We start from the raw sequence: 21,083 nt of genomic DNA, 5'->3' as shown, positions 1-21,083 counted from the left end.
GATCAAGCGACGCGCAACCCTGCACGTCTGCCGCACCACCTGCGCGATGCGACCGGCGCATCACCCGGGGCGGAGCCTCACCGGGCGACCGGCATATTGTTGCATGACGCAACACGGGACCTGCGCCACTCTGAGGGACCGTGATGTGGCCCATGGCCAGAGGGCCTGGTCAGCGCCGGGAGGCGAGCTCCTCACGCCATTGCGCGGGGCCTCCGATATGCGCGGCGAAGCGCATGAGGAGGCTTCCGCCGATGGCCAGGATGAGCACATAGGCGGCCGCGAGCGGGCCGAGCTGCGGCTGGATGCCGGCCGTGATGCCGAGCCCGGCGATGACGATCGAGAACTCGCCGCGGGGGATCAGCGAGATGCCCGTGCGCCACTGACCCTTGGGGCCGATGCCGACGCGTCTGGCGGCCCACATCCCGGTACCGATCTTGGTGATGGCGGTGACCACCGCGAGCAGCAGCGCGGGCAGCAGCACGGGCCACAGGTCGCGCGGGTCGATCGTGAGTCCGAAGAAGACGAAGAAGATCCCGCCGAAGACGTCCCTCAGCGGCGGCATGAGGGTGCGCACGTCGTCGGCCACCTGGCCCGAGAGGGTGAGGCCCAAGAGGAACGCGCCGACGGCCGCGGACACCTGGGCGGCCTCGGCGAGCCCTGCGACCAGGAAGGCGAGGCCCAGCACGGACAGCAGGAGGAGCTCGCGGGAGTGCGAGTGGACCACCTTGGACACGTGCGCGGAGAACTTCAGAGAGATGAAGAACGCGGCGGCGACGATCGCGATCGCTATCCCCGCGGCCACGGCACCCTGGACGAGCGAGGCGCCGACGAGCAGGACCGCCATGATCGGCAGGAACACCGCCATCACGATGTCCTCCATGACGAGGATGCTGAGGATCACGGGTGTCTCGCGGTTGGCGTACCGATCGAAGTCGTCCAGCAGGCGCGCGATGATGCCCGACGACGAGATGTAGGTGACGCCTGCGAGCAGCAGCGACGCGGTGACGGTCCAACCCATCATGATGCCCAGCAGGAACCCCGGGGCGCCGTTCGCGAGCCCGTCGACGATCCCGGCCTGCCACGTGGTCCGCAGGCCGTGCTGCAGATCCTGCGGCGAGTACTCGAGCCCGAGCAGAAGCAGGAGGAGCACCACGCCGATCTGGGCCCCGACGGCGAGGAAGTCCTCCCCTGCGTCGACCGGGATGAAGCCGCCCTCGCCCATGAGGAGGCCGGCGGCCAGGTAGAGCGGGATGGAGGGGACTCCCAGCTTGGCGGCGACCCGCCCCAGGAACGCGAGCACGAGCAGGACGATCCCCAGCTCGACGAGGATGACCCCTGTGCCCTCCGGACCGGCGGCGACGAGCCTCAGCGCGTGCACGCCGCCGTCCTGGAACATGGCTCTATCCGATCAGGATCTGACGGGCCTGGCTCACCGCGTGCTCGCTGCCCATGACGAGCACGGTGTCTCCCGGTCGGAGCTCGAAGTCGGGTCCCGGGCCTGGCACCCCGACCTCGTCACGGATGACGGCGACGATCGAGGCCGACGTCTTGGTCCGGATATGACCGTCGCCGATGGTGTGGTTCGCGAGGCCGCCCGTGGACGGCATCGTGATCCACTCGATCGCGAGTCCCTCGACCTGGTGGCGGAGCGACTCGAGGCGCGCGGTGATGTTGGTGCCGCCGAGCAGCTCGGCGAGCGCGGAGGCATCGCCCTCCGAGAGCTCGAGCGTTCCGGTGCACGCGTCGGGGTCCGTGCGGTCGTACAGGCCCAGGTCGCGTTTGCCATCGCGGCGCACCACGAGGCCGACGCGATCACCGCTCTCGGCCTCGAACTCGTAGCGAACGCCCACCCCGGGCAGCGGCGTCTCGAAGATGTCCATACGCCTACCTTGGCATGGCGGACGGCCCGACGGGTATCACGCGGCGGTCGGGTCGGCGAGCACGCCCATCTGGGACAGCCGGGTCCACCCGAGCCGTGCGATCGCCGGGTTGTCCGCGTGGACGTACAGCAGCGCGCGCTTGAGCGCGATCGCGCGCATCTGGGTGCGCAGGTCCGCGGTGTCCACGCCGTAGCCCTCGAGGAGCAGGTCGGTGCCCGGCGGGTCGAACAGCAGGGTGGCGATGCCGAGCTCGCTGATGGGGTCGCCGACCGACATCTCCCGCCAGTACACGAGGCCTGTGAACTCTCCGTCGAGGGCCATGACGGTGCGGGGATCCAGCGAGCCGGTGACCCACGTGCGAGGGAGCGTCGGTTCGAGCGCGATCGCCGCCTCCCATGCCAGTCGCACAGCGTCGGGGTCGACGCCCGAGCCCTCGGGGGAGCGCAGGTCTCGCGTCTGCGCGAGACGTTCGTAGAGCAGCCCGGAGCGGGTCACCATGGAGGCGCCGGTCGCCTCGTGGAGGGGTGCGTCGTCGCGCGTCGGCTCGGTGTGGATCTGGGCGAGCGCCCTGCCGAGATCCCGTGCCGCCTCGGTGCGCAACGGTGACCTGATCGCGGTGGAGGCATCGAACCACCTCGCGACCTCGAAGCGGTGCGGGTATCCGAGCGCGGGCTGGCAGATCCGCTCGGGGAGTCGGACATCGAAGTCCCAGTCCTGCGACGCCGAGGCAAGATGCTCCATCGCGACCGGGTCCCACGACGGGGTGCGGTGCTGGCGCGGGAACTCGACGATCAGCTCGTCCCCCACGCGCACGGAGAAGTGCTCCTCCATGTCGGTGTACCGGCGACCGAAGGGCATGTTGGCGAGCTCCGGCGCCTGCTCCTGGAGCAGCGCGCGGATGAAGTCGTCCGGGAGGATCTCGCTCGACAGCACCTCGCGGGGGCGGCTCAGGTCGTCGGCCATGCGTCATGCCTCCCGAAGCAGCCCGAGCTCGTCCAGGCGTCGCCACGCGAGCGCGGCGGCGAACGGCTCGTCGCCGCCCGCGTGCATCACGCTGGCGATCATCAGCGCAGCGGTGGCGCGCCGCAGCATCTCAGGCGGGACATCTCCGTACGCCTCGAGCAGTGCGGCGTGGGAGTCCTTCGGGACATGCATGAGCATGGGGCCCAGGTCCAGCGCGGGGTCGCCAGGTGCGAAGTGCCGCCAGTCGACGAGACCCACGAAGCGGCCCTGGTCCGAGATCAGCGAACGCGGGTCGATGCTCCCATGGGTCCAGGTGAAGGCGGGTGCCCGTTCATCGACGCCGGCATCCCAGAGGGCGCGCACGCTGTCGCTGTCGAGGCGTCGGCCGTCTCGGGTGCGGACCTGGCCCGCGCGTTCGAGGTGTCGGGCGAACGGGGTGGCGAAGGTGGTCAACGGCACCGACGTGGTCGAGTTCCGCAGGGGCGAGTCGGTGGGCGCGTGAATCTGGCGCAGCGCGTCCCCGAGGACCGCGGCCTCCGAGTCATGCAGCGGCACCATCCCCGCTGTCGAACCGTCGATCCAGCGCGTGACCTCGAAGTGGTACGGGTATCCGTGCCCTGGGCGACCCGTGGCGATCGGTGCGCCCAGCGGGAACGTCCACGTGCTCAGGAAGGGTGCGACGAGGCGCGCGGATCTCTCGTACGCGGCGTCGAGCCCCGGCACCGTGGGCATGTGGAACCCGTGGTGATCGCCGATGCGCACCACGGTCCTGTCGGGAAGCGCGTAGTGGCGCCCGATCTCCTCACCCGCGAGATCGGGGAACTGCTCGCGCAGGAGAGCCGCCACCAGCTCATCGCTGATGGTGATCCTGCCCGTCGTCACCGCCACGGCAGAAGGCTACTGGCATCCGGTGCCGACGTCGTGGGACCGAGGCCGCATGGTCGGTCGTGTCCTTCAGTCGAGAAGCGTGTCCCCCAGGTATCCGTCCTCGGTGCACCCGGGCAGGATCGCGAAGACAGCCGAGCCGACGGGCGTGGTCCACACGTTGAGGAGGTCCGCCTCTGCGAGTCGGCGCTGGATCGGCACGAACTGCGCGTCCACGTCGGCCTGGAGGCTCCCGAAGAGCAGCCCAGCCTCCGCAGGCTCGTTGCCGCGTGGAGCGTCGTCGTAGTTGTAGGCGAGCCGGACGATGCGCTGTGAGGGGTCGTCGGGCCGGGCGCGTCGGATGTGCGAGACGTCGGAGATGATCGGGAAGCCGCGGGCGTCGACGGCGTCGAAGTCGGGCTCGTCATGCTCGGCCTCGCCGGTGAGCGGGGCGCCGGTGTCCACGGTCCGGCCGACGGCGTTCTCCCGGCCGATGCGGTCCACCTGATCCCATGTGTCCAGCTCCATCCTGATGCGGCGCAGCACGAACGACGTGCCTCCGGCGAGCCAGCCGTCCTGGATCCACACGCGTGCGGCGAAGTCGTCGGAGGCGAGAGGCGGGTTGGCCGTGCCGTCGACCTGTCCGAAGAGGTTCCGCATGGTGGTGCCGGAGGGGTGTGAGCCGTAGGCCTGACGGAACCCGGTCTGGCGCCAGCGCTCGGTGGCGAGGTTCGTCGCATCCTTGGACACCATCCTGAGCGCGTGGGAGACGGTCACGGGGTCGTCGGAGTGGATCATGACGAGCAGGTCGCCATCGGACCAGCGGTCCTCGAGCGCGTCGATCGAGAAGTCGGGCAGTGGCCGCAGCCAGGATGGCACAGCCTCAGAGCCGCCTGCGAGCGCGACCGCCTTCGGGCCCCATCCGACCGTGACGGTCAGCCCCGCGGGCGCGGTCGCGAGCTCGGGCTCGGTGTCGGCGAGCGCGCCCGCTCCCGACATGAGGCGACGTGCGTCGTCGGTCCACAGGCGCATGAGCCTTCGCAGGTCGTCCTTGACGGACCCGGCGGGAAGGTCGAACGCGAGGAAGGCGCCGTGCGCACCGGGACTCGAGGTGACCCCCGCCTGGTGGGTGCCATGGAAGTCGTGGGTGCGCGCACCGTTCAGCCCGGCGGTGTCCGTCGCCGGACCGGGCTGTGCCGCGTGCGCGGCGTAGGCGCCTCCTGCCGCGCCGACGGCCACGCCGGCCGCCGCCGCGGACCCCGTGAGGAATCCGCGACGGCTGGGCGCGTGCGTCGCTGCGGTGTCGCCGCGGCTCACGAGCCGTCCAAGTCGGCGGAGGCCGACGGGCTCATGTCCATGTCCTCCGACTCCGGTGCGTAGGACTCCTGCGCACCGGTGAACTCCTTCACCACCGCGGTGAAGGGGACGGTGCTGCCGTCGGCGAGCTCGAGCGTCATGGAGACCTCGGCGCCGGGCTCGAGCGGTGCCGTCACTCCCATCAGCATGAGGTGGTTGCCGCCTGGCTCGAGCGTGAACGTCTCGCCGGCGCCGACGGTGAAGCCGCCGTCGACCTCCTGCATGACGGTCGCGCCAGCGTCGTCCATGACGGTCTCGTGGAGCTCGACCATCGAGGCAGCGTCCGTGGTGGCGCCGGTGATGGTGAGGTCGTCGCCGGTGCCGTTGGTGATCAGGGCGAAGGCGCCCGTCATGCCGTCGTCGACGGCCTTCACCCAGGCGTCGGCAACGGTGAGGCTCGCGGCGGCGTCGGTGCCGTCGGAGCCGGTCTCGGTGTCGGTGGAGCAGGCGGTCAGTGCGAGCGCCGCGGTGGCGGCGAGTGCGATCAGGGACTTCTTCATGGTTCTCTCTTCAGCGGGGTGCCCGCGATGACCGGCGCGCGCAGGCGCGCCGGTGCGGGCAGGTTCCTATGGAGGCGGCGCGCATCGGCGCGCTCGCGGCCCCGCGCAGGGCGTCAGGCCGGGCGCGAGTGCTGAAGCGAGAGTGCGGGTGGGCCTCGGAGGATCGCCGGCTCGGAGAGTGCGAGGCGAGGCGCCGCGAGCGGCGCACGGGTCGGAGCGACGCGACGCGGGGGCGCGGAAGGCGCGTGAGCGCTCGGCGGGGGCACCCGGAGGTGGGTGCTCAGAAGGCGGTCGGTGGCGCGACTGAGCGTGCGCCACAGGGCGTCGGCGCGATGGATCGCGGCGATCGTGGCGATGGCGGCGGCAAGGTGGGCCACCGCCATGCCTGGGCCGCCGTGACCGGCGTGGGCGGCGGTGACGGTGAGCGCGCCGGGTTCGAGGTGGTGCGCGGCGGCGTCCCCAGTGACGGTGGCGTCGACGGTGCCCCAGGAGAAGAGCAGGTGGAACACTCCCTGGCTCGCGAGCACTGCGGCGCTGAGGCGCGTGAGGCTGAGGGTGCGTCCGGCAAGGTGGAAGCAGATCACGAAGGCGAGCCCGAGCGGGACTGCGATCCCTACGAGGCCTGGCAGGTGCGCGCCTGCGAGCACGTGCGATCCGAGCGCGGCGAACGTGGACAGCGCTGAGCCCGCGAGCGAGCGCGCCACTCGGCGCTGGGGGGACACGCGCATGCGTGGATTATCGCACCGATGCTCCGCGAGTGAATTACGACATTGACTCGTTTCGAAATATGTGGTGAGGTGAGCCTTACCTCGGAGCCCGACCGGGCTCCCGCGTCCCCCCGGAGGATTCATGGAGACCACCATCACGACCGTCGTCACCGGCGTCGAGCCGGTCACCCCGGGGTTCGTGAGGGTACGGGTCACCACGCCGGGCGACGCCTGGCAGACCACGGGATCCGGCGACGAGTTCATCCACGTCGAGGTGGGTGCCGACGACGTCGACGCCTCCGACGGCCATGCGTCCCGGCACTACACGGTCAGCAAGGTCCTCTCCGACGGCTTCGAGATGGAGATCGCGCTTCACGGCGACGGCCCCGGCGCGGCGTGGGGCGAGAGGGTGAAGCCCGGCGACGCCGTCGCCGTCTCCGAGCCCAAGGCCTACTACCGTCCCCCGAGCGCCGTCCACCGCCGAGTCCTCCTGGGCGACGGCACGGCGCTGCCCGCGATCGCGCGCATCCTCGCCGAGGCCGGCGCCGACGAGCGCTTCAGCGTCGTCATCGAGCTCCCCACCCTGGCCGACGCCAGGGACCTCCCCAGCGCCGCCCAGGTCGACGTGCAGTGGAGGCTCGGCGGGAACGGCGTCGCGCCGTCGATCCTTGAGCACGAGCTGCGCACGATGCTCCCCGAGCTCCGCGCCGAGACGGAGGACCCGTACATCTGGGTCGCCTGCGAGGCCGCCGAGTCCCGCCGCATGCGTCAGTACCTGCGTCACGATGCAGGCTTCCCCGTGAAGCTGATCCGCATCGTCGGCTACTGGCACGGCGACAAGGACCGCATCATGACCGTGTGGGAGAACCTCACCGAGGAGCAGCGGGAGACCGCGGCTCAGATCTGGCGTGAGGACCGCACCGACGAGGAGAACTGGGTCGAGTACGAGCCGTTCCTGCGCTCGCTCGGGGTCTGACGGAAACGCTCGCCCGCGCGAGACTCACCCGCCCATGGGTGCGCCTCTCGGCCGGTCAGTCGCGAGGTGTCGCGTACCCCAGGTCCACGAGAGCCGACCAGCCTGCGTAGGGGTGGATCGCGCGCTCGAAGCACGCGAGCGTGACCGCGTAGCCGACCGCCTCGGCCTCGACACGGAGAGCGGTGTCCTCCCGCAGGCTGCCGCTCGTGAGCAGCGTGCCGCGCCGGGCGGCGGCGCCTCCCGCCTTCGCGTAGGCGTCCACGAGCACTCGGAAGCCCCTGCGGCCCACGAGCGTGAGGGCCTGTCCCAGATCGGTCGCCGGGTCGCCCACGCCCAGGTCGCCCCAGTCGAGCACGGCAGCGAGCCGACCGCGTTCGGAGAGCACGTTCCCGCCATGCAGGTCCAGGTGCGCCCACGTCTCCTGTCCTTGAGGAGCGCGCGCGCCCGCCTCGAACGCGGCACGAGCGGCGTCCTCGAGCAGGACCGGTCGCGAAGGGTCGTCCTTGGCGGCGTCGAGCAGCGTGTTGATGCGCGCGTCGAAGACCTCAGCGCGCGCGGCGAGGGGTGCTGACCGCACCGGATTGCGCGGCGCGCCAGACGGTGCCTCCCTATGCACCTGCGCGAGCGCCTTGCCCAGGTCCTTCGCACCTGCGTCGGTCAGCGGCGCATCGAACGCGCGCTCGCCCGGGTGGTACGGCACGATCGACCATGACCACGGGTAGCCCTCGCCAGGCTCGCCGAGCCGCACCGGCGTGGGCACTGCGAAGTCCCAGTCTGCGGCGAGCGTGGGAAGCCACGCATGCTCGCGGGATGCGAGGTCGGCGCCGACGCGCCGGCGCGGAAGCCGTGCGGCGAGGTCGTGACCGATCCGGACGGTGACGTTGTCCCAGCCCTCATGGCGTTCGCCCAGCGGAAGCGAGGCGAGGTCGGGGTGCTGTGCCGCGAGAAGGCGCGACACAAGGTCGTCGCTGATCCGGACCTCGGCGTCCGGGACGAGGCCCGACGGCATGCGCCCACCCTATCCCGCGGTGACGCTCCATGCCTGGTCATCGCCGGTCAGGGTCCAGGCGAGCGCGGCAGGCCAGGCGCCGTGCCCGTCCTCGTGGTTCAGATGGCCCTCGCCCGGCAGCTCGATCGACGGCAGACCCCAGCGGGATGCGACGTCCGCGACCGGGACGTGACGGTAGGGGTCGCGTTCACGCGCGACGACCCTCCCGGAGGCCACCTCGCTCAGATCCACGTCCTCCGCGTAGGGGAAGCCCGGCAGGACCGTGGCGAGCCGATCGGCTGATGGCGGGGCGATGAGGGCGACGCGGTGAGGCCTCAGGCTCTCGGGCAGCTCTGGTGCGATCCGGGCCCACAGGACGCAGGACAGCGAATGGGTGAGGAGCACACGCTCCCCGCCGCCCGCGAGCATCTCGAGCTCGGCCAGCGCGATCTCACGCCACGCCTCGAAGGTGGGGGCGTCGGGATTCGGCAGCTGCGGGTGCTGGACCGGCACGCGGTCACGGCGCAGCCGTTCGCCGAGCCACCACATCCAGTGCTCGTGCGGCCGGTGGTTGCCGAGCCCGTGGAGCATCAGCACGCGCATGTCGGTCATCCTGGAGTCCTCTCGGGAAGCGTCGCCGGGCGTCTCAGCCTGTGACGACCGAGGCGATGCGGGACAGTCCCTCGTCGAGCACTGCGGGCGGTGCCGCGAAGTTCAGGCGTGCGTGCCCTGCCCCGCCGAGGCCGAAGTGCGTGCCGGGGTTGAGCGCGACGCGCCCCTCCTCGAGCAGGAGCTTCGAGGGCTCCTCGCCCAGATCCCGCGCACCGGCGGCGGCCGTGCCCCGGAAGTCGAGCCATGCGAGGAAGGTGCCCTCGTTGCGGGAGACCGTCACTCCGGGGAGCTGATCGCTCACGAACGCGTGCAGCGTGTCCCGGTTCGCCTCGAGCCCCTGGAGGAGGGCGTCCAGCCAGGACTCTCCGTCGCGGTATGCCACGGTGCCGGCGATCGTGCCCAGGTGCGTCGCATGCCCGTGGGCGCCCTTGCGGTACTGCGCGAGCCACGCTCGCCGCTCGGTGCCGGCGATCATCTGCGCGGCGGGCATCGCCGCCAGGTTGAAGGCCTTGGAGGCGGACTGGATCGCGATCCCCCGCTCGCCGCCGTCGACGGACAGGTAGGGGGTGAACTCGGCGCCCGAGTAGACGATCGGCGCATGGATCTCGTCGGAGACGACGGTCACGTCGAGGCGGTTCGCGATCGCCGCGACGGCCTCGAGCTCCTGCCGGGTGTGCACCGCGCCGCCGGGGTTGTGCGGGTTGCACAGCAGCAGCCCGGCGCGTCGGCGCGTGGTGGAGCCCTCGGCGGGTGCGGTGGCGGCCTCGAGCGCCTCCTCAAGCGCGGCGACGTCGAGACGCAGGTCGGCGGTGAGCGGTGCCTCCCGGACCACACGTCCCGCCTGGCGCAGGTAGGTGGTGAAGGGCGGGTACACGGGAGAGGTGATGACGATCTCATCGCCGGGCTCGGTGTCCTCGATGAAGGCGTCGACGTAGGCGGGGATGACTCCTGCTGCGGGCGCGACGAGCTTCGGATCCACCGCCCATCCCCAGCGGCGGTCGGCGAACGCGACGAACTCGTCGACGAGCGGCCAGGAGCCTGGGTAGCCGGTGTCCCCGATCGCGAGCGCGCCCTCGAGGGCCTCACGGATCGGGTCTGCGAGCAGCACGTCCATCTCTGCCACCCACATGGGGAGGACGTCGGGCTCGTAGAGGCTCCACTTGATGGAGCGACGGGCGCGGAGCTGGTCGAGAGTGAGCTGATCGAGGGGGTTCACGTAGGCGAGCCTACGTGGAGCATCGGGTGCCGGTGCAACGCCTCAGGCCCCGGGAACCGGCTCCTCCGGAGGCATGTCGCTGAACGCGTAGTCGCGCCACGAGCCGAAGTGCTGCGGCAGCTCCGCGCGGTCGCGCGCGTACTCGACGACGCGCGTCGAGACGGGTTCCTGCGCTGCGGAGGCGGGCACTGTCGTTCCTCTCCGGCGTCACGCGTCGTGAAGCCGGGCCATCGGTGGTGGTCGAGCGCCCCACGGGGGTTTTGTGGGAGGCGAGAACAATCGTAGGTGGCACTGAGGCGCGTGTCCAGGGCAGGCCGTGGATCAGCGGCGACCGCTGACGTGACTCCTCAGAGCGACTGGCCGCCTGTGCCGTCGAACACGGAGCCCGTCATGTCGCTGAAGTCCACGGAGGCGACGCACAGGAACGTGTCCTCGCCGGAGAGCTCCTCGTCGTCGGACGCCGCGAACACCCACCAGTCGACCATCGCGTCCACTCCGGTGCCCCCGGCGGACGCATCGAAGGCGCCGGTGCACGCGTCGTACATCTCGGTCCAGGTCGCGTCGCCGTACACGTCGTCGCCGACGATGAGCTCGCTGAGCGGTGCCGTCAGGAACACCTCGCCGACGTGCGTCCCCGAGCAGTCGACCACGTCCAGGTCGAAGCCCGCGGTCGACGAGGGCGCGAGGCACTGCTCCGACTCGAGCGCGCCGTTCACGTACACGAGGAAGTAGGTGTTGGCCTCCTCGAGCCCGAACACGCCGTCTCCAGGCTGCGCGAGGTCGGCATCCCAGTCGTCGGTGCTCTCAGGCGTCGGCTCGTCCCACCAGCCCTCGGTGGTGGCCTCGGACGATGCCTCCACGGTCCAGTCGTCCTCGTAGGTCGAGGCCGCGACGAGGGAGAACGAGATCGCGAGCACGACGGCGATGACGCCGAGGGCGAGTCCGACCCACCCGATGATGGTGCCCGCGAGCGCGATCCCGCGGTTGCTCGCCTCGCCGCGCTTGACGGCGCCGAGCCCCAGATGCCCGAAGATCACCCCACCCAGGGAGACGCCGACGATGCTCAGGATGAGACTCGTGATGCCGAGCCAGTTCTTGTCCGAGCGGGGCGCGTACTGCAGGCCTGACGTTCCCCAGGGCTGCGAGTACCCGGGCGCGGCGTACGGCTGGCCGTAGGGCGCGACGCCGGGCTGCGGCACCTGCCCCGCCGACTGCTGCGCGAACGGGTCCTGGTACGTCCCGGAGCCGGCGCCGTCGCTGCCGAGCGGGGGCGCGACCCACGGGTCCTGGGACTGCGGGCGCTGCTCGTCGGCCATGTCTGCTCCTTCGACGGCGATGGGACCTGCCGTGTCGGCTCGACTCTACTGCGCTGCGGCGTCGGCCCCGACGCGCTGCTGCCTCCGCACCGCGACCAGCGAGGTGGCGGCGGTGACGGCGAGCACGCCCACGATCACCAGGAGCGACGCCGTGGTCGGGACGGTCGGCACCCAGTCCCAGACGCCATGCGCCCAGTGCAGCACGAGCTTCACGCCGATGAAGCCCAGGATGACCGAGAGCCCGTAGCCCAGGTGCACGAGCTTCGACAGCGCGTTCTCCAGCACGAAGTACAGGGCGCGCAGGCCGAGCAGCGCGAACGCGTTGGTGGCGAACACCAGATAGGGGTCCGAGGTGATGCCGAACACGGCCGGCACCGAGTCGACCGCGAAGATCACGTCGGTGACGATGATCGCCGCCATGACGAGCGCGAGCGGGGTGAGGGCCCGGCGGGCTCCCTCCTTCACCGTCACCCGCGTGCCGCGATAGCCGTCGGTGACCGGCATGAGGCGACGCATCACCCGGACCACGGCGATGTCGCCGGGCTCGATCGACTCGTCCTCCTCGGACCGTGCGTCCCGGAACACCTTGATCGCGGTGGCCAGCAGGATCGCGCCGAAGAGCAGGAACGTCCAGTCGAACGTGGCGATCAGGGTGGCCCCGACCGCGATGAACGCGCCACGGAGCACGATCGCGCCGGCGACTCCCACGAGCAGCACTCGCTGCTGCAGGATCCGGGGCACTGCGAACGCGCTGAGGATGAGGATGAACACGAAGAGGTTGTCGATCGACAGGCTCTTCTCCACCACGTAGCCCGTGTAGTAGCGGGTGGCGGTCTCACCCCCGTGCTCCGCCCAGATCCACAGTCCGAACAGGAGCGGAAGCGCGATGTAGAACGCGCTCCAGCCGAGCGCCTCCTTGAACCGCACCTCGTGGGGGCGCCTGGTGAGCACGAAGTCGAAGGCGATGAGTGCGATGACCGCTCCGATGGTGCCGAGCCACAGGCTCGGGGTGCCGATCGTCTCGATCTGTGCGGCCGCGTCGGCGGCGGCGAGGACGTGCGGGGGCATAGTTCTCCTCAGGGCTTGCTGCTCCTGAGGTCTCCTTCACCGCTGGCGCGGCGTCCGCCCGGGAGGACGATGGCGTCCTCGTACTGACCGGGTCGGAGCTTGGGAAGTACTCCCCTCGTGGGGAGATGGTAGGCGACGCCGACGGCAGGTGTCGACCCGCGTTCGCGCGCCGCGCAGGTCCCGGGCCTCCTAGCCGAGAAGCGCGCGCAGCGAGGTCGCGACCCGTGCGGCGGCTCCATCGGCGAAGGGCATGAAGAGGCTCGGCTCCGTGAGCTCGAGCTCGAGGAGCATCGGGCCCTCCTCGCTCGGCAGCAGGTCGACGCGGGCGTAGGCGAGGTCAGCGGCCTCGGGCAGCACCCGTGCGGCGGCTGCGAGGGCGGCACGAGCCACCTCCTGCTCGGCCTCGGTGGCTGTCGCGGGGCTCATCTCCTCATCGGCGTAGAGCCCGCTGGAGAAGGACATGCTCTGCGACAGGATCGCCGCCTTGGACGCGGCGTGCGAGTAGGTGCCGCTGAGGAAGATGAGGGACTTCTCGCCGAGCGTGTCCACCTGGTCCAGGTAGGGCTGGATGAGCGCGGTGCGACCCTGGGCGTGGAGGGCCCCGAGGTGGTCGCGGGCCGCCTGCGGGTCGGCGTCGATCAGCTTGGCGCCGTTGGAGCCGTTGGCGATCGTGGGTTTCACGACGACCCGGCCGGTGAGCGACGCGTCGTCCACGCTCTCGCCTGGCGCGACGAACACGCTGGGGACCACGGGCACGCCTGCGTCGGCGAGCTGGCCCAGGTAGCGCTTGTCCGTGTTCCACCGGATGACGGGAACGGGATTGACCAGGCGGGTGACGGTCGAGACCCGCTCCGCCCACGCGAGGAACCTGTCGAGGCGGTCGATGTAGTTCCAGGTGGAGCGGATGACGACAAGGTCGTAGGCCGCCCAGTCCACGTCGTCCTCCCAGGCCTTGAGCTCGGACTCGGGGAGCGCGTCGAGCAGCAGCTGGTCGTCCGCGTCGATCTCTGTGAGGTCGCGGGTCGTGGCGAGGGCGATGCGCGTCATGCGAGGAAAGGTACCGGGAGCGGCGCATGCTGCTCGACATCACCTGGCTGCAGACAAAATTCTGGCGCCGGATCTCAGGGGAGGGAGCGAGATCACAGCGCCAGAAAGAAGATGCGGCTCGGACGGTCAAGTCCCCGGATGACCGTCCGAGCCACGCTTTATGTCAGGCGACTTCTCTGTCGCCCTCACGTCTGATGTAGACATTACGAGCCGTTCTCGCGGCTTTCGCGGGACCAAGGTCCCCAAGTGCGTTATTGGCTTTGAGAAAGTTCTGTGCGGAGGCTCCGACGCGATCTTGCGCACCCCGTGAGACTCCTGCATAGTCACCCCCAACCGGTCCGCGCGAACCGCCGTTCTCCAGGGTGGAGGGCACGGAGGGACCGCGTCCTTTGAGGGGGATCCGTTGAGCTGGCAGGACGAGGCCACGCAGTTGCTGACCGAGCGCTACGGCGCGCTGGTCGGCTACGCACGGCTCGTGTGCTCGGATCCCGCGGATGCGGAGGACATGGTGCAGGAGGCGATGATCTCGGTCTTCAGCCGCGCGCGGACGTTCCCGAACCTGCGGGCCGCCGAGGGATACGTGAAGCGCGCCATCGTGACGCGCACCATCGATAGGGCGCGGGCTCGCAAGCGCGACGCCGAGCCCGAGGTGCTCACCCGCGAGATCGACACGGCGCCAGGGCCAGAGCAGCGGGCCGTCGACAAGCTGTCCGTCGCCGCCGCGCTCGCGCACCTGTCCCCCCGCGAGCGCGCGTGCATCGTGCTGCGCTACATCGAGCAGCTCAGCACCTCGGAGACCGCCCGCACGCTCGGCCTCCGCGAGGGAAGCGTGAAGCGCTACGTGCACGACGCGTCGAAGAAGCTGTCCGCGACGCTCGGAGTCGAGGCGCTCCCGCCTGAATGGTCGGGCGTGGCCGCGGGAGGGGGTGAGCGACGTGTCTGACGAGCTGGGAGACGAGCTGCGCGCACTGTTCGCGCAGGAGGACGCGCGCACTGACGGAGCGCCGGACGAGGTTCTCGCCGCCGTGCTCGCCGGAGCTGGGCGCCGGCGTCGGGGGCGCACCATGCTGGCCGTCGCCGCGTCGACCGTGGGCGTGCTCGCCATCGGCGGTGCCAGCTGGGCGGTCACCACCGTGAATCGTGGGGCCGACCCGGTGAGTCAGCCGACCATTCACGTGACCGTGACGCCGTCGCCGGACGCATCGGTGACCGCCAGCCCCGCCGAGGTCGTCGACCCGTACGAGGGCGACCTGGACGGGATCCTTGCGGATGAGTACCCGGAGGCGGTGCAGACCAGGCCGACCGTGTCGGAGTCCGACACCGAGTTCGGCATACCGATCGTCTACCCCGAAGCGCTCGTGATGGAGGACTGGGTGTGGGACCGCGTCGGCGAGGGATGGTCTGTCGCCACCGTGGGGTTGCCCGACTATCGCCACGCAGGCTCGGTGGGGGTCTATGAGATGCCGCCGTCGGTGATCTACCTGGTAAGTCCGGAAGAGGTGTACTTCGAGATCGCGCTGTTGCCCGAACCGCTCTGGAACGGCGTGAGGGTCGTCTCGTGGGATGAGGAGGACGAGACGGTGCGACTGTCCTTCGACGGGGGCGGGTCCTCGGGTGCGGTCTACGACCTGCGCACGGGCGAGTGGGAGGAGATCGTCTTCGCCTCTTACGGCGCGAACGCCGACTCCAATCAGTTCGTCGCCGCCGATGCCGAGGGCAACGAGCTGTGGAGCGCACGCTCCGACAACGGCACCAAGCTTTACCGGTGGGACGCGCGCTCCAGGGAGTGGTCCGCCTCCGCTCTGGTTGACCAGGCGCCCCATGTGTCGGCTGAACAAGGTGGGATCGCGGCGTCGTGGTGCGCAGTCTCCGAGGAGGGCGACCGCGTGATCCTCACCGGAACACAGGACGGCGCCTGGACAGAGATCGTCGTCTACTCGCTCACCGAGGACTCCCTCAGGACGGTGTCCGTCCCTCCTGTCAGCGACCCGTGGTTTCTGCGCGGGGAATGGTTGGACGGGTCGACCGCGTGGTTCACCGCCGTGGGGGACGACGACTATGTGATCGATCTCGAGTCAGGCGCGGTGACCGCTGTAGGAGAACGACCGGCAGGCGTGCAGAATCATGCCCGCTCGACGATGTGGTCAGTCGGCTACGGCGAGCCCACCGACGGCGCTGTCACCTACCGAGAATGCATGTGCTGAGGTGACGAAGTGGCGTTGAGGGTGTCGCGGAACGTGTGGATCGGTGGTGGCGTGGTCGTCGCCGCAGGGCTTGCGGTGGGGGTGGGCTGGCTGCTTGCGGGGCCGAGCGGGGGTACGGAGAACGAACCCGCTCCTCGCGTGACGGTGACGGCCGACGCTGGTGCGCCGACGCCGACGCCGACGCCGGGGCCGAGCAGCAGCGTCGACCCGTTCGAGGGCGACCTGGACGGGATCCTCGCGGACGAGTACCCGGAGGCGGCGCCCGCTCGCACCGACCCGAACCCCGTCCATGGAGACGGCACCTACAACGTCGACTATCCGGCGGCACTGGTGCTCGAGGACTGGGTCTGGGACCGCGTCGGCATGGGCTGGTCGGTGGAGGTCGTCTCGATTCCCCTCAACTTCTACGCCGACGACTGGGTGCTTCCGCCCGCCGTCCTCTACCTCGTGAGCCCCGAAGAGGTGTACTTCGAGGTGGGCGAGCTACCCGAGCGGATGTGGGACGACGCGCGCGTGGTGTCGTGGCTCGAGGACGAGGACGTCATTCGCGTCACCTGGGCCGGCGGGTGGGCCTCGGCCCGCTATGACCTGCGCTCGGGTGAGTCGGAGGACATCGTCTTCTCCTCCTACGGTGCGAACGCAGGGAGGAACTCCTTCGTCTCCGCGGATGCGGAGGGCAACGAGTTGTGGAGCGCGACCTCCAGCAACGGCACCAAGCTGTACCGCTGGGATGCGGCGGCACACGAGTGGGCGGCCGCATCAGCGGTCGACGACTTCCCCGACGCGCTCGCGTGGTGGGAGGGCGTCTACTCGACCACCGTCACGTCCGAGGACGGCGACTCCGTGGTGCTGCTGGAGTACGACCACGCGGACCTCAGCGGTGACTTCGTGCTCTACGACCTCGCGTCCGACACGTCGACACCGTTCCAGGTGCCCCAGGCTGCCGGGCTGCCGATGGAGAACGTCGGCACGAACGTCGTCGACGGGGTGGTCGTCATGGAGATCTGGACGGACTCCCAGACGCCTACGGTGATCGGATATGACATCGCCTCGGGAACCGTCTCGCAGATGGACGAGGCACCACAGGACGGCGACGGCGCGGCGTACGGCGGCGGTGTCGCGTACGGGGAAGCCACGAGCCGAGGTGCCACGCACTACGCCTGCGGCTGCTGACCTAGACGCCTGGGGGCACGGGCGGGCCGTCGACGTACTCCTCGGGCGGGGTCTCCTCCTCGATCGGTACTGGACGCGCGGGGAGGGTGTCGCGGCGGATCCACCAGGCGGTCGCGAGCGCGAGCACGGCGACGCTGGCGGCGGCCCACGCGGTGACCGTCATGCCAGCGGTGTGGCCCGAGGCGTCGATGCCGCGGCCGGCGACCCACGCGCCGAGGGCCACGCCTGCGCCCATGCCGATGCGCACCCATGCCATGCCCTCGGTGAGCTGCTCCTGGGACACGACGCGCTGCACGACAGTGTCGGCGGAGGCGAGCAGCGGCGCGACGGTCGCGCCGGCGAAGAAGCCGATCGCGGCGTACGCGCCGAGGGACGGCATCTGGCCGAGCAGCGCGAAGCCGGTGGCGAAGAGCACGGCGACGGCGACGACGCGTGCCCACAGCGGGGTGCGCCAGCGCCTGGCTCCGTAGATCAGGCCGCCCATGAATGACCCACCGGACAGGACTCCGAGCACGAGCCCTCCGAGCGCCGGATGCCCCGCCTCCTCCGCGAAGGCGACGGTGGTGATGTCGACGGCGCCGAACGTCACGCCGACGCCGATGGTCAGGACTGCGACAGCGGCGACCGCGGCCGGCACCTTGAGCCCGAGCCCGCTCGTGCCTGCGGTGCCGCGCGCGGGCGGCTCGGTGGACGTCTGCGCGAGCAGGAAGGTCATGCCGATGACCATGCCCGCGACGGCGACGATGAGCCCGGCCGCCGGATGCACGGTCGTGGCGAGGACCGTGACCATGGTGGGTCCCAGGATGAAGAGGATCTCGTCCATCGCGCCCTCAAGCGAGAAGGCGGTGTGCACGTCGTCGTCGTTCGAGCGCAGCATGTGGGACCAGCGGGCGCGCGTGAGGGAGCCGAGAGGGCCGGACATCGAGCCGAGCACCACGCCGAGCCACAGGATCGGCTCGGGTCCGCGCGACAGGGCGGTGGCGAGCACGATCGCCGCGCCCAGCACGGTGATCGCGGTCAGCGGCCACATCGCCTTGCGCTGGCCGACCCTGTCCACCCAGCGCGCGGTCGGTACCGACTGCGCGGCCCACGCGAGCACGCCGATGGCGGCGACGCGGCCTGACATCTCCCAGCTGCCGTACGTGCCCTCGATGAGCAGGATGACGGCGAGGTTGAACATCGACGTGGGGAAGCGCGACAGGAGGCCCGCGAGGGTGAACGCGAGCGCGCCCGGACGGGCGAGCAGTCGACGATAGGGGGTGAGCACCAGCGCATCTTCTCAGATGCGAGGAGGCTGCTCCTCGTCAGGGGGCGACTCAGGTGCCACCTCGGGCTCTTCCGGCCCGAGGGTTCCGATCCGCCTCTCATGCGTCGCGTCCGGTGTGGGGAGGTGCGAGCGGCGCCGTGCGCGCACGTCCTGGATCACGAGGAAGGTCGCGCCGCCGACGATCACGAGGGCCGCGAGGATGATCCCGCCCCACGTGAGGATCGGCGTCCAGTAGATCTGGTCGGCATCGGAGGCCACGATGCGGATCTCGTCCGGCGTCATGAGCTCGGCGATTCCCAGGGTGACGGTGCGCCCCTCCGCAGTGCCCGGCGGCGCCTCGGTCACGAGCCCGGGGAACGTGAAGGCGACGGACACGTCGACGGCGTTTGCCAGAAGGGTGAGATTCCCTGCGTTGAGCCCCAGCGCCGACGGATCACGGGCCTCATCCGCGGGGATGGTCACCACGAACCGGCCATCCTCGTGGGTGATCCCGCCGCCGAGCCCGAAGGCCGCGCCGGCCGTCTCGGCGGCCTCCGCATACAGGTCGAGAGGCAGGTCGGTGAGGGTCACCTCGACACCCACCAGCTCGCCGTCGTCGTAGGGCTCGAGAGCGACCTGGTCGGGGTACTCGTCCTCGAGCGCCTGGAACTCTTCGGTCCCGGCGATCTGGTCGTAGAGATCGGACGGGTCGAACTCGTTGAGCATCATGCCGCCAGGCAGACCGTCGTCGGACCCGCCCTGATCGGGGAGCGGCCCGGCGCTGCCGCCGAGTCCGGCCGCGAGCCCGCCTCCCAGCTGGTCGGCGATGTCGGGTGCGAAGGCGACGATCAACTGCTGGCTGAACGTGTCGTCCCCGCTGATCTCGGTGGAGGAGTCGAGCCTGATGCAGCCGGCGAGCGCCAGGACGGAGACGGCTGCGGCGGCGAGCCGAGGCAGACGATGAGGCCGGGACACGGAGCGGTGAGTGATCACCCCTCCATTGTGTCCCGGCCTCATCGGGTGGTGCCTAGTCCTTCTTGTCGTCGCCCGTGTCGGAGGTGTCCGCGTCTCCGTCGGTGTCCTGGGGCGCGGCGGGCTCAGCGGGGGCCTCGGGCTCGGGAGCCTCCTCCTGGGGCCGGGCAGGCGCGGTCTCGGGCGCGGCGTCGGCCGAGGGGAAGAGGGTGTCGAGGCTTCCCTCGGCAGCGGGCTCGGGCAGCGGCGGCGCGTAGCCCTCGGGCTCGCTCGACGAACGACGCCTCGTGACCAGCAGAGCGCCGACCACGCCGCCGATGACTGCGATGCCCACGAGCACGAGGACGACGATCAGCCACGGGAAGCTTCCGCCGCCCTCGGTGGCGCTGCCGCGCGCGTCGAGGCTGTCGGGGGCGTTGAGCAGGTCCCACGTGACGGTGCGCCCGTCGTCGCTGAGCGTGCCGTTGTGTGACGAGACCTCGCCGGGGAACGTGATGGAGAGCGTCATCTCCGCGCCCTCGGTGCCTTCGGTCAGCTCGTCGCCGGAGTCGTAGGGGCCGGAGACGACGAACTCGTCGCCCTCCCGCACGATCGTGAGGCCGTCGGAGGACTCGTCGAGCGCGAAGCCCGCGAGCTCCTCGCCCTCGAACGAGATCGTCTTGCCGATCCACTCGTCCTCGCGGTAGTCGGACAGGGCGCCGTTGGCGTACTCCGAGGCGTCCATGTCGCCGAACAGCATCTCGAGCAGGTCCTCGTCGGAGTAGACCTCGTCCTCAGAGGACATGGCCTCGCCGGTGCCCTCCGCGACGGCGTACGTGATGCTTCCGTCGACCGTGTCGTCGGGCTGGAGCTGGAGGTCGAAATCGACCTTGAGGCAGCCTGCGAGGGCCACGGTGGTCACGAGGGCCACCACGATGGCCTTCGCGGTGCGGGTGAGGTGCGCGTTCATGCGGCCTACCCTTTCACACCGCGCTTGAGGCGTGGGGGTGCTGGGGATCAGCCCTGGGGAGCGGGAGGCTGCGGCCGCTCGTCGCCGGGCTGCGGCTCGGGCGAGAACGTCGGGGGTTCAGGCGAGAAGGTCTGCGCGGGAGGTGCAGGCGTGAATGCCTGGCCGGCGGCGTCGGGTGCGGCATAGGGCGAGCTCGCGACCGGGACCGCATCGGTCTCGCCGGAGCGGGACCTGAGCACCAGAGCGAGGCCACCTGCGACCAGGAGCAGCAGCACGCTGCCGCCGACGATCCACATCCACGTCGCGATCGGGGAGCCGGAGGTGCCGTCGGACGCGACGATCGTCCACTCGGTCACGTCGACGGTCTCGGAGAGGTCGTCGATGATCACGGTGTTCGGATCCTCGGGGTCGATGTACCCGATCGTGGTCTCCTCGACGGGGCCGGGGAACGTGTGGCGCACCTCGAAGTCGAGGAATCCGGCGAGGTCGTCCATCTCCATGCCGAACGAGTCCAGCTCGGCGATCGCGTCGTCCTGCTCTGCGAGCGCCTCGGGGTCGGTGGCGTTGGTGATGATGATCCTGCCGTCCTCGTGGGTGAAGGTCGACTCGGGAGCGTAGACGCCGGTGTCGAGGCCGCTGAGCTCGGACTGCTGCTCTGGCGTCACCCCGGTCATCGTCATGGTGAAGCCGGCCATGCCGTCCTCCTGGTACGGCTCGACGGTGACCAGGTCTGCGAGCTCAGGGCTGTCCGTGAGCTCGCTGTCCATCTCGGTCAGCAGGTCGTCCGTGCTCTGGCCCGACTCCTCGAGCAGCGACTCGTCCATCGCGATGAGGATCTCGACGTCGACGGTGCCGTCAGAGTGGTAGACGGTGGTCGTCGACATCTTGTAGCAGCCGGTCAGCGCGACCGCGCCGATCAGGACGACCGCGAGCGCGCGCAGGCGACGAGTGACGGTGCGAAGCATGAGTTCCCCTCGTGACGGCCGGCCACCCCTGACCGGTCGGGCCCCACCGTAGCGGACCCGGACGCCCGTCGTGTCTGACGG

Annotated in this window: 22 protein-coding genes; 4 read left to right on the top strand and 18 right to left on the bottom strand. The window is 70.5% G+C overall.

Going from position 1 to position 21,083, the window contains the following annotated elements:
- Window positions 1-169: 169 nt before the first annotated feature.
- The 7 genes from QQX04_RS04825 to QQX04_RS04795 form a co-directional block, all read right to left on the bottom strand.
- A complete protein-coding gene (locus tag QQX04_RS04825; RefSeq protein ID WP_301126762.1) occupies window positions 170-1,396 on the bottom strand; it encodes a cation:proton antiporter in 1,227 nt (408 codons plus the stop codon).
- A gap of 4 nt (window positions 1,397-1,400) precedes the next feature.
- Window positions 1,401-1,880 (bottom strand): cation:proton antiporter regulatory subunit, encoded by a 480-nt coding sequence (locus tag QQX04_RS04820; RefSeq protein WP_301126761.1) that lies wholly within the window; start codon window positions 1,878-1,880, stop codon window positions 1,401-1,403.
- A 36-nt stretch (window positions 1,881-1,916) separates the two neighbouring features.
- Complete coding sequence (locus tag QQX04_RS04815; RefSeq protein ID WP_301126759.1) at window positions 1,917-2,843, bottom strand: phosphotransferase; 927 nt, start codon at window positions 2,841-2,843, stop codon at window positions 1,917-1,919.
- Between the two features lie 3 nt (window positions 2,844-2,846).
- Complete coding sequence (locus QQX04_RS04810) at window positions 2,847-3,731, bottom strand: phosphotransferase (RefSeq protein WP_301126757.1); 885 nt, start codon at window positions 3,729-3,731, stop codon at window positions 2,847-2,849.
- Window positions 3,732-3,797: 66 nt separating this feature from the next.
- Window positions 3,798-5,024, bottom strand: coding sequence for a Dyp-type peroxidase (locus tag QQX04_RS04805; RefSeq protein WP_301126755.1), 1,227 nt, complete (start codon window positions 5,022-5,024; stop codon window positions 3,798-3,800).
- Entirely contained in the window at window positions 5,021-5,563 is a 543-nt protein-coding gene (locus tag QQX04_RS04800; protein ID WP_301126753.1) for a copper chaperone PCu(A)C, read from the bottom strand. The genes QQX04_RS04805 and QQX04_RS04800 overlap by 4 nt, the downstream gene beginning before the upstream one ends.
- A gap of 113 nt (window positions 5,564-5,676) precedes the next feature.
- A complete protein-coding gene (locus QQX04_RS04795) occupies window positions 5,677-6,291 on the bottom strand; it encodes a hypothetical protein (RefSeq protein WP_301126752.1) in 615 nt (204 codons plus the stop codon).
- A 121-nt stretch (window positions 6,292-6,412) separates the two neighbouring features.
- Between QQX04_RS04795 and QQX04_RS04790 the strand changes: the two genes are divergently transcribed.
- The gene (locus QQX04_RS04790; RefSeq protein WP_301126750.1) at window positions 6,413-7,246 is read left to right on the top strand and encodes a siderophore-interacting protein; all 834 of its coding nucleotides are present in this window, start codon (window positions 6,413-6,415) and stop codon (window positions 7,244-7,246) included.
- A 55-nt stretch (window positions 7,247-7,301) separates the two neighbouring features.
- Here QQX04_RS04790 and QQX04_RS04785 read toward each other — a convergent pair whose 3' ends face one another.
- From QQX04_RS04785 to QQX04_RS04755, 7 genes are all read right to left on the bottom strand, one after another.
- Window positions 7,302-8,255: a phosphotransferase gene (locus QQX04_RS04785; RefSeq protein WP_301126748.1), complete on the bottom strand. Its 954-nt coding sequence runs from the start codon at window positions 8,253-8,255 to the stop codon at window positions 7,302-7,304.
- Between the two features lie 9 nt (window positions 8,256-8,264).
- The gene (locus QQX04_RS04780; RefSeq protein WP_301126747.1) at window positions 8,265-8,846 is read right to left on the bottom strand and encodes an RBBP9/YdeN family alpha/beta hydrolase; all 582 of its coding nucleotides are present in this window, start codon (window positions 8,844-8,846) and stop codon (window positions 8,265-8,267) included.
- Between the two features lie 34 nt (window positions 8,847-8,880).
- On the bottom strand, window positions 8,881-10,062 hold the full coding sequence (locus QQX04_RS04775) for a MalY/PatB family protein (protein WP_301126745.1): 1,182 nt from the start codon (window positions 10,060-10,062) through the stop codon (window positions 8,881-8,883).
- A 42-nt stretch (window positions 10,063-10,104) separates the two neighbouring features.
- Window positions 10,105-10,251 (bottom strand): hypothetical protein, encoded by a 147-nt coding sequence (locus QQX04_RS04770; RefSeq protein WP_301126743.1) that lies wholly within the window; start codon window positions 10,249-10,251, stop codon window positions 10,105-10,107.
- Window positions 10,252-10,409: 158 nt separating this feature from the next.
- Window positions 10,410-11,378: a DUF4190 domain-containing protein gene (locus QQX04_RS04765; protein ID WP_301126741.1), complete on the bottom strand. Its 969-nt coding sequence runs from the start codon at window positions 11,376-11,378 to the stop codon at window positions 10,410-10,412.
- 45 nt (window positions 11,379-11,423) lie between these two features.
- A complete protein-coding gene (locus QQX04_RS04760) occupies window positions 11,424-12,446 on the bottom strand; it encodes a TerC family protein (RefSeq protein WP_301126739.1) in 1,023 nt (340 codons plus the stop codon).
- Window positions 12,447-12,635: 189 nt separating this feature from the next.
- On the bottom strand, window positions 12,636-13,493 hold the full coding sequence (locus QQX04_RS04755) for an ATP-grasp domain-containing protein (RefSeq protein ID WP_301126738.1): 858 nt from the start codon (window positions 13,491-13,493) through the stop codon (window positions 12,636-12,638).
- A 403-nt stretch (window positions 13,494-13,896) separates the two neighbouring features.
- Here QQX04_RS04755 and QQX04_RS04750 point away from each other — a divergent pair, with 403 nt between their 5' ends.
- Genes QQX04_RS04750 through QQX04_RS04740 form a run of 3 tightly spaced genes read left to right on the top strand, consistent with a single transcriptional unit; the run spans window position 13,897 to window position 16,870 of the window.
- Window positions 13,897-14,436: an RNA polymerase sigma factor gene (locus QQX04_RS04750; protein WP_301126736.1), complete on the top strand. Its 540-nt coding sequence runs from the start codon at window positions 13,897-13,899 to the stop codon at window positions 14,434-14,436.
- Window positions 14,429-15,697 carry a hypothetical protein gene (locus QQX04_RS04745; RefSeq protein WP_301126734.1) on the top strand — a complete coding sequence of 423 codons (1,269 nt, stop codon included), beginning with the start codon at window positions 14,429-14,431 and terminating at the stop codon, window positions 15,695-15,697. Before QQX04_RS04750 ends, QQX04_RS04745 begins: the two co-directional genes overlap by 8 nt.
- Before the next feature lie 9 nt (window positions 15,698-15,706).
- Window positions 15,707-16,870 carry a hypothetical protein gene (locus QQX04_RS04740; RefSeq protein WP_301126733.1) on the top strand — a complete coding sequence of 388 codons (1,164 nt, stop codon included), beginning with the start codon at window positions 15,707-15,709 and terminating at the stop codon, window positions 16,868-16,870.
- A gap of 1 nt (window position 16,871) precedes the next feature.
- Here the strand turns inward: QQX04_RS04740 and QQX04_RS04735 are convergent, their stop codons facing one another.
- The 4 genes from QQX04_RS04735 to QQX04_RS04720 are packed head-to-tail and all read right to left on the bottom strand — an operon-like array spanning window position 16,872 to window position 21,002.
- Window positions 16,872-18,137 (bottom strand): MFS transporter, encoded by a 1,266-nt coding sequence (locus QQX04_RS04735; protein WP_301126732.1) that lies wholly within the window; start codon window positions 18,135-18,137, stop codon window positions 16,872-16,874.
- 12 nt (window positions 18,138-18,149) lie between these two features.
- Entirely contained in the window at window positions 18,150-19,109 is a 960-nt protein-coding gene (locus QQX04_RS04730; RefSeq protein ID WP_301126731.1) for an LppM family (lipo)protein, read from the bottom strand.
- A 34-nt stretch (window positions 19,110-19,143) separates the two neighbouring features.
- Complete coding sequence (locus tag QQX04_RS04725) at window positions 19,144-20,037, bottom strand: LppM family (lipo)protein (protein WP_301126729.1); 894 nt, start codon at window positions 20,035-20,037, stop codon at window positions 19,144-19,146.
- 47 nt (window positions 20,038-20,084) lie between these two features.
- The gene (locus tag QQX04_RS04720) at window positions 20,085-21,002 is read right to left on the bottom strand and encodes an LppM family (lipo)protein (RefSeq protein ID WP_301126728.1); all 918 of its coding nucleotides are present in this window, start codon (window positions 21,000-21,002) and stop codon (window positions 20,085-20,087) included.
- Window positions 21,003-21,083: the final 81 nt, after the last annotated feature.

It is taken from the genome of Demequina zhanjiangensis, assembly GCF_030418315.1.
In the GTDB taxonomy this organism is placed as follows: Bacteria; Actinomycetota; Actinomycetes; order Actinomycetales; family Demequinaceae; genus Demequina; species Demequina zhanjiangensis.
This window is presented reverse-complemented; position numbering and strand designations above follow the sequence as displayed.

What these genes read in the sequence shown, in the direction of transcription:
- QQX04_RS04800 (WP_301126753.1), bottom strand. Translation starts at nt 5,563, where the DNA reads ATGAAGAAGTCCCTGATCGCACTCGCCGCCACCGCGGCGCTCGCACTG.
- QQX04_RS04760 (WP_301126739.1), bottom strand. Translation starts at nt 12,446, where the DNA reads ATGCCCCCGCACGTCCTCGCCGCCGCCGACGCGGCCGCACAGATCGAG.
- QQX04_RS04815 (WP_301126759.1), bottom strand. Translation starts at nt 2,843, where the DNA reads ATGGCCGACGACCTGAGCCGCCCCCGCGAGGTGCTGTCGAGCGAGATC.
- QQX04_RS04780 (WP_301126747.1), bottom strand. Translation starts at nt 8,846, where the DNA reads ATGACCGACATGCGCGTGCTGATGCTCCACGGGCTCGGCAACCACCGG.
- QQX04_RS04720 (WP_301126728.1), bottom strand. Translation starts at nt 21,002, where the DNA reads ATGCTTCGCACCGTCACTCGTCGCCTGCGCGCGCTCGCGGTCGTCCTG.
- QQX04_RS04755 (WP_301126738.1), bottom strand. Translation starts at nt 13,493, where the DNA reads ATGACGCGCATCGCCCTCGCCACGACCCGCGACCTCACAGAGATCGAC.
- QQX04_RS04725 (WP_301126729.1), bottom strand. Translation starts at nt 20,037, where the DNA reads ATGAACGCGCACCTCACCCGCACCGCGAAGGCCATCGTGGTGGCCCTC.
- QQX04_RS04825 (WP_301126762.1), bottom strand. Translation starts at nt 1,396, where the DNA reads ATGTTCCAGGACGGCGGCGTGCACGCGCTGAGGCTCGTCGCCGCCGGT.
- QQX04_RS04820 (WP_301126761.1), bottom strand. Translation starts at nt 1,880, where the DNA reads ATGGACATCTTCGAGACGCCGCTGCCCGGGGTGGGCGTTCGCTACGAG.
- QQX04_RS04785 (WP_301126748.1), bottom strand. Translation starts at nt 8,255, where the DNA reads ATGCCGTCGGGCCTCGTCCCGGACGCCGAGGTCCGGATCAGCGACGAC.
- QQX04_RS04790 (WP_301126750.1), top strand. Translation starts at nt 6,413, where the DNA reads ATGGAGACCACCATCACGACCGTCGTCACCGGCGTCGAGCCGGTCACC.
- QQX04_RS04795 (WP_301126752.1), bottom strand. Translation starts at nt 6,291, where the DNA reads ATGCGCGTGTCCCCCCAGCGCCGAGTGGCGCGCTCGCTCGCGGGCTCA.
- QQX04_RS04765 (WP_301126741.1), bottom strand. Translation starts at nt 11,378, where the DNA reads ATGGCCGACGAGCAGCGCCCGCAGTCCCAGGACCCGTGGGTCGCGCCC.